A 6,104-nucleotide genomic window follows, 5' to 3' on the forward strand; every position below is an offset into this window, starting at 1 on the left:
GATTTTTCATATGTGGCGTGCTAGAAGGCGCTCAGGCCCCATCCGAGGTCGCTTTCACGGTCCCGTAGCTCAACTGGATAGAGTAGCGGATTTCTACTCCGCGGGTTGCAGGTTCGAGTCCTGCCGGGATCGCCAGTAATATCAACGAGATGCTTCTCGCTTCCAGCTGATTTCCGTGTATCGTGCTGTAGGCGATAAACCTCTTTGATTTCAGGCTTTCCGTCTAGCCCCGCCTAGTCGATGATACACGGATCGTACACGCGACTTCTGCATGGTTCTTGCGGCACTCAGCTCACGCATGGTGCTGTTTCCAATCGCTTTGAAGAGTGCTTGTGCACACCCACGACCCGCGGTAGCTCGCGCGCGTTGCGATGCTCAAGGGCCGCGGTTGGCTCGAACTGCACGAGAGCGGCACCTCTGTCCGGCTCCCTCTTGAGGACAGAGGCCGCCAACTGAAGCGGCCTTACTGCTTCGTGCCGCTTCGCTTGAAAATGAGCGCGGCCTGAAACACGTCTTCCACGTCCGTCCGGACTTCTACGGCGACGTCTTGCCGTTCATCCATGGTTGCTAGGTCTTTGGCCAAGCCCGCGAGCGAACGAGCGGCTTCCACCTCCGCCTCTCGTTGGGTCTTGAACTCCATCCCCTCCTCATCGGGATAGAAACCTGTGTTGTCTCGGATGTCGAAGTAATAACGGACCATAAGGCAGCTCCCCAAATGCAGGCGGGAGCGCGTCGCGTCTCTCAGCCACCGATGCCCACGGGCCAAGCCTAGCTCGGTGATGGGGGAACAATCGGAATAATGCCGAATAGTTGCTAAGCCAAATCGCAAATTAGGACACTAACAAAATCGGGACACTGGGGGTTAAATACGGACAGCACCAAGCTGCTCATCACTTCGGCGGTTGAAGCCCGGGTGACTTCGCCCAATCATCCAGGTGTGCCGCTACGTCCGCTTGGCGGGCCTTCTTGATGAGGGCTTCTCGCTCTGGACCTGGTGGAAGCCTCGCGGCCTGCTGTTCGATCTTCTTAGACCAAGCTCTCAGCCGCTCTTGAAGCGTGAGTTGTTGCTTGAATCGACGCCGCCGCGACATGGCGCTGCTCCTGCGTTTCCATTGGGCGGGAGCGCTGTGATGGGGGCGGTCTCATCACCGATCGTTGCCTAGATCCTCGCGGCGACAAATCCAAAACGTTCCGCAATCTGAACCGTTCCTGCTGAGCTTGAAACGAAATCCCCTGATTAACTTATGACCGCTGTCGGGCAGAGCTGAGGCAAGGAAGTCTGGCTGCGATTAGCGGCCGAATGGCTAAAGCGCGCGGTCAGCCACGGCAAAAACAGGCCGCGCCTAGTGGCCGGCAAGACAGTTTAGGAACGACGCACCATCAGCTCCATTGTTCCCTTGGGGGCGGACGCCGACGCGGCGAACGTCTCATTTCAAGGAGTGCACGATGGCAGACGATCCGGCCGACGAGGCCGACGAAAGCCCCGGCGCGCTCCGGGCAAAGGCCGCTCATTGTCTAAGCCTAGCCGAGATAATGGGACCAGAGACCAGTGCCAAGCTGGTGCAACTGGCAAATGACTATCTTAGGCGCGCCGCCCTGTTAGAGGAAAGGCCGCACGGCGAACAGGAATGAAGCTGCCCGCCAGCGTGAACCGACGGGCGAGCTGATCCGTATGAGGCGCGGATCAAACCTGACTGAACACGGCTTAGTGCTTCGGTTCAAAGCGAGCGATGCGCCGCGGTCCATCCCAGAGCTCTACCGGGTGGACATCAACGAGCTGCTCGGCCATCGACTTGGCGTTCTCTTCGGTAGCGCAGACAAGATCGACCGATTGAATGACGTCGCCCTCGAATGTGAGGACGAAAGCCCGATAGGTCTTCATCGGGCTGCATTACCAGTTTTTCCCGGCCAATATCCAGCCCTTTGATCTACCTCAAGATACCCCACCGCGTTGATGCTCGCCTACGGCTGAAAACCGGTCGAGGCATGTCATGACGCGGCCTTGGGTCCTTCAATCGCTGGCGTGGACGCTGGCATTGGCTGGCTTGTTGGCCGTCGCCTCTATGATCTGGTGAGGCTGAACGGCCCACCAGCGAACCGAGCGGAAAGCCCGCCAGCATGAACCGGCGGGCCTCGCGTTTACCGCGTCAGCCTGCGGGAGTGCGCCGCCAGCTGCTGCCGGCTGCGCTTCCTGTGCGATCGGCCCCGGCGCTTCATTGGTCCTCTGCCAGGATGCGGCTGTCCTAAGCATGACACTGGCAGGAAGGACGCCGCCGGCGAGCCGATCAAGGTGCTCGATCTCGTCTTCCCGAACGGCCTGGGCAAGGTCGAGTCGCACTCCAACCTGCTCGACCGGGATTTCGGGCCCATTCAGGACAAGGCTGGAACTTGCGACATCATCCAAGCGAAGGATGTGGCCGGCGAGCGCATCGCTCAATGTAGCAGTCCGGTAGCGCGGCGACACCGAGCCAGACGACCAAGCCTCACGCGAGAAACGCACCGAAGTCAGGCGCTTCGCGCAATCGCCGGAAGCTTGTTGGCTCAGCGGGCGGCGCGTCGTCGTTAGACAGCCCAAGGCGCCACCAACCCACATCACGCCAGGCGCCGAGCTTAAAGCCGACGTCCCTGTAGATGCCGAGCGCTCTGAAGCCGACCGCCTCATGTAAACCTACGCTCGCGTCATTAGGCAGGGCGATGCCCGCAAACGCCCCGCGGAAGCCTTGGGCGCGCAGCATTGGGATCAAGCCGCCGTAGAGCCGCCGGCCCACGCCCCTTCCGCGTGCCGCCTCGGCCACATATGCGGTGACGTCGACGGACCATCGATAGGCCGCCCGCTGCCGATGTTCGCTGGCATATGCGTAACCTAACACCGCGTCCTCGGCCGTGGCGACGAGCCATGGGTATTGCCGTTCAATGGAATCGATGCGCCCGGCCATAATCTCGGCCGACGGCGGCTCGGTCTCGAACGAGATGAACGTGTCGCGTACGATCGGCGCATAGATTGCGGCGATCTGCTCCGAGTCATGTCGTTCGGCCGGGCGCAGATTGATCTTGGAAAGTTTCATACCCGTCAGTCTGGGGTTCGGCGGCGCGAGGCCGCGCCTCCCCGTTAGATCACTGGCTCGCAATCAGGCCGTTGGACGTCGCCACGATCCAGCGATTGCCCCAGCGTACAATGGAGTCGACTCGTCCGATTCCCGAAATGATGTCACCAGTTCTGACCATCCTGGGCCCGTACGGCCCGTCGAGCACAGCAGTGCCCTCTCTCACGTCCGTGACTATCCAACCCGGAATAGTGGTTGGTCTGGTTTCCGGCGCGGGTGCGAGAGGTCCCAGCGCCGCAGCCGCAGGCGGGCTGGCGTTGATCGACTGACCGACGGGAGATACCGTACCCGTCGACTCCGATGAAACGCGAGCGACCGCCGCCGCGATCGTTGGTCCATAGTTGAAAGTAGCGCTTGGTGGCGCTTGCAATGCTGCCGCTGGACCAGGCTTCGAAACGCTAGCCTGTTTGGCGACCGGCACTGTTTTGGCCAGGCGAGGCGAAGGCACTTCCTTCTGGGCAACCGAGCTGATGCCGAGAGCACTTGCCACCTCAGGCCAAATTTGCCCGCCAGCCCAGCCAAGTCCAAAGCTCGCGACCAAGGCGAGTGAGGACAGCGCGATGCGCGCTCGGTCACCGAGAGGCTTTGCCAACGCCAAGGCTTCGCCACTCGGGCTGAAGAAATCGTAGACGTCCACGGTCGACGGCTGGCTGGGCAGCTCGACCTCTTCCCTACCCCGGTCGTGGATTTGCATGATCTGCCCCACGTTCGACCGTTCGAATAGTGGCCCCTGAAGCTAAACCGAACCTTAACGAAGTTACGGAAGTTCCGGTGCCGGAGTCCACTTCGCGTCCGAGATCGTTCCAGGCTTCCACCGTCAGCCCGGCTTGCACTTCGCAAGCGCCTGCCCTGTCCGATTGATAATTTTGAATGCGCGTATCAGCGGTGCCGCAGACCGCCGTGCACATTCGGAGAGTGGGCCGTGATCAGGTTTTTGTGCTTCCGGGCCGCCGCTTCGGCCTCGCGAGCAAGTCGTTCAGCCTTTAACCTCTCGCGGTTTGCATGAAACGCCGCTTGGATGCGTTCATACTCGGACATCGCGACTTTGGCATCGGTTTCCTTGAAGACCCTTTGCGCCTCACGTTGGGCGGCAGTGGGCGGCTTCCATCCGTAATCTTTATAGACGGTCATTCCCTCCTCCTTCGGTGATAGCCGTGGGAGCTAGTTGGGTCCGACCGTCAAAGTCTCTTCCTGTTTTTCGGTTACCGCAATCGAATATTTGCCGGTCGTTCCCGCGCCGGCCGCTTCATTTATCGAGGACAATGTTCGACATGACGACAGGTGCCAAAGAGGCCGCCCGCATCGGCAGGTCTTGTAGTTCACCGCCTTACCCCCTGCAGAAGCGGCCTGCCAGCCCCTCCCTCAAGTGGCTTTCGTTTCCCGGCTCAGCCACTCGTCCAGCTCTTCGGGATCGATTCGCCAGGAGGGCGATACGCCATCCGCCGTTCGAGCCGCCAGCCGGTAACCTTTTCGGCGGAGCTTGGTCGCCAATTTCTTCGCCCCGGCCTCGTTGCTACACTCAACGGACATGCCTCCGTACACGACGACCCATTTGAAGGGTGGCTTGCGCTTCTCGGGGTGTCGTCGCCTCGAAACGTGGCGCATGACCAAAACCCCAAATGCTAAACCTTCAGAGTTCAACCATCATTAGATACCCTGTTCAGATGTTGCGCAAAGAAAAGCAACCCAGATGCGACTATGCCGCATGCGCGCGCGAGTTGTGACTGCCGGCGCGAACAGAACTTTCTCAATTAGCGCGTGTAGATGTGAGCAAATCGGACACAAAGCCCGCCAGCGTGAACCGGCGGCACTCTGTCGTCACTTCGGCCTGGTCTGCTCGGCAGGGATCGCAAGCGCTGAGCCAACCCTCATGAGCTTGCGGAACAGCCAAACCCGCGCTGTGAGCTGTCACCGTAACTCAAGGTCGCTGTCTGCAACTAAGCTGCGACCCGTTGTTCGACGGGGGCTGTCAGGTACTTGAGCACTTCTGCATGCTCCAGGTCCGGAACCGCGATGGCCGTATGACTGTAAATCGCATGGGTCCGTGATTTTGCGATCTTGTCCAGGATTTCGCTGCCTTTGACGACGTGGAGGCCCATACCCTCTTCAGTGGGGAAGATCGCCAACACCACGTCATAAGCCGCGACCACGGCTCTCAGCGCTTCAGCTTTGTCTTCGGCGACGTCGACAAAAACGCGAACATCTGCTGCGAGTTCACGCAGCTCGTTAAAATCCAGCACTGTGGGTACTCCAACGCAACGATACCAAGGGGAGATTGGAGGCATTGGGTTACTGAAGTATCAACAGCGCATGCCGAGCCACAAGTTTCACGATGAGGTGACTCGTCCGGGTCAGGGGATTGCGGCCCCTCGCTGCGCGCACGAACCTATTCCGCGCACATTGACTTGGATCAACACTGCCTGCGGTCTGGGTGCGTCGGTGTTGAGCAAGTTGGAGGAGGTTCCAATGCGCGCATTGGCTTTGACGATTTTGACAGTGGGTATCGCCTTAACAACGGGGCATGCACGGGCTCAAACATATGATCCGGCTTTTCCCGTTTGCTTGGCCGTCGTTTCTTTCGGAACCACCCCTTACTATCGATGCAGCTTCACGACGATGGCCCAATGCAGGGCGTCGGCCAACGGTCAGTCGTGCATCCTCAACCCTTATTACGCTGGTGCGACGGCCAGAGGAAAAAATCAACGCTATCGTAGGTCGTACGCGGCACCAAAGCCGCCGGTCCGCAACCGGACCTCACCGTGCGATCAAGGAAGAGAAGCATACTATGGAGCTTGCCAGGGTTACGCGCCGGGCGAGAAAGAAGAATTTCTCCGAAGTGTGAGACGCTACATGTGATGGGCCGATCGTTTTCCGATCTTAAAGCGTGATGGCGTTTGGTTGAATCGGTTGGTCCGCGGGCTCGTGAGCAACCGGCGAGATGGGTAACAGTTCAAACCGACGACATGGGTAACACAATTCTTGTTTCGTTCAGGTCTGTTG

The 6,104-nt window shown here is 59.6% G+C and carries 9 protein-coding genes and 1 tRNA gene; 3 read left to right on the forward strand and 7 right to left on the reverse strand.

Annotated elements, in window-relative coordinates; all coding sequences use genetic code 11:
• Positions 1-58 precede the first annotated feature (58 nt).
• Positions 59-135 (forward strand) — tRNA-Arg (locus tag JQ632_RS02980).
• Positions 136-463: 328 nt separating this feature from the next.
• Here the strand turns inward: JQ632_RS02980 and JQ632_RS02985 are convergent.
• Complete coding sequence (locus JQ632_RS02985) at positions 464-700, reverse strand: DUF6894 family protein (protein WP_212400772.1); 237 nt, start codon at positions 698-700, stop codon at positions 464-466.
• A gap of 746 nt (positions 701-1,446) precedes the next feature.
• Between JQ632_RS02985 and JQ632_RS02990 the strand changes: the two genes are divergently transcribed.
• Entirely contained in the window at positions 1,447-1,632 is a 186-nt protein-coding gene (locus tag JQ632_RS02990; RefSeq protein WP_212400773.1) for a hypothetical protein, read from the forward strand.
• Positions 1,633-1,705: 73 nt separating this feature from the next.
• On the opposite strand, the gene JQ632_RS02995 is transcribed toward JQ632_RS02990, so the two are convergent.
• The 6 genes from JQ632_RS02995 to JQ632_RS03020 form a co-directional block, all read right to left on the reverse strand.
• Entirely contained in the window at positions 1,706-1,882 is a 177-nt protein-coding gene (locus JQ632_RS02995; protein ID WP_212400774.1) for a hypothetical protein, read from the reverse strand.
• Positions 1,883-2,011: 129 nt separating this feature from the next.
• Positions 2,012-2,437: a hypothetical protein gene (locus JQ632_RS03000; RefSeq protein WP_212400775.1), complete on the reverse strand. Its 426-nt coding sequence runs from the start codon at positions 2,435-2,437 to the stop codon at positions 2,012-2,014.
• A 46-nt stretch (positions 2,438-2,483) separates the two neighbouring features.
• On the reverse strand, positions 2,484-3,065 hold the full coding sequence (locus tag JQ632_RS03005) for an arsinothricin resistance N-acetyltransferase ArsN1 family B (RefSeq protein WP_212400776.1): 582 nt from the start codon (positions 3,063-3,065) through the stop codon (positions 2,484-2,486).
• A gap of 49 nt (positions 3,066-3,114) precedes the next feature.
• Positions 3,115-3,798 carry a hypothetical protein gene (locus JQ632_RS03010; protein ID WP_212400777.1) on the reverse strand — a complete coding sequence of 228 codons (684 nt, stop codon included), beginning with the start codon at positions 3,796-3,798 and terminating at the stop codon, positions 3,115-3,117.
• Between the two features lie 185 nt (positions 3,799-3,983).
• A complete protein-coding gene (locus tag JQ632_RS03015; RefSeq protein ID WP_212400778.1) occupies positions 3,984-4,235 on the reverse strand; it encodes a hypothetical protein in 252 nt (83 codons plus the stop codon).
• Between the two features lie 806 nt (positions 4,236-5,041).
• Positions 5,042-5,344 carry a hypothetical protein gene (locus JQ632_RS03020; RefSeq protein ID WP_212400779.1) on the reverse strand — a complete coding sequence of 101 codons (303 nt, stop codon included), beginning with the start codon at positions 5,342-5,344 and terminating at the stop codon, positions 5,042-5,044.
• 226 nt (positions 5,345-5,570) lie between these two features.
• On the opposite strand from JQ632_RS03020, the gene JQ632_RS40220 reads away from it, so the two are divergent.
• Positions 5,571-5,960, forward strand: a complete 390-nt coding sequence (locus JQ632_RS40220) for a DUF3551 domain-containing protein (protein ID WP_212400780.1) — start codon at positions 5,571-5,573, stop codon at positions 5,958-5,960.
• The last annotated feature ends 144 nt before the right edge of the window (positions 5,961-6,104 follow it).

The organism is Bradyrhizobium liaoningense (assembly GCF_018130955.1).
Lineage (GTDB): Bacteria > Pseudomonadota > Alphaproteobacteria > Rhizobiales > Xanthobacteraceae > Bradyrhizobium > Bradyrhizobium liaoningense_C.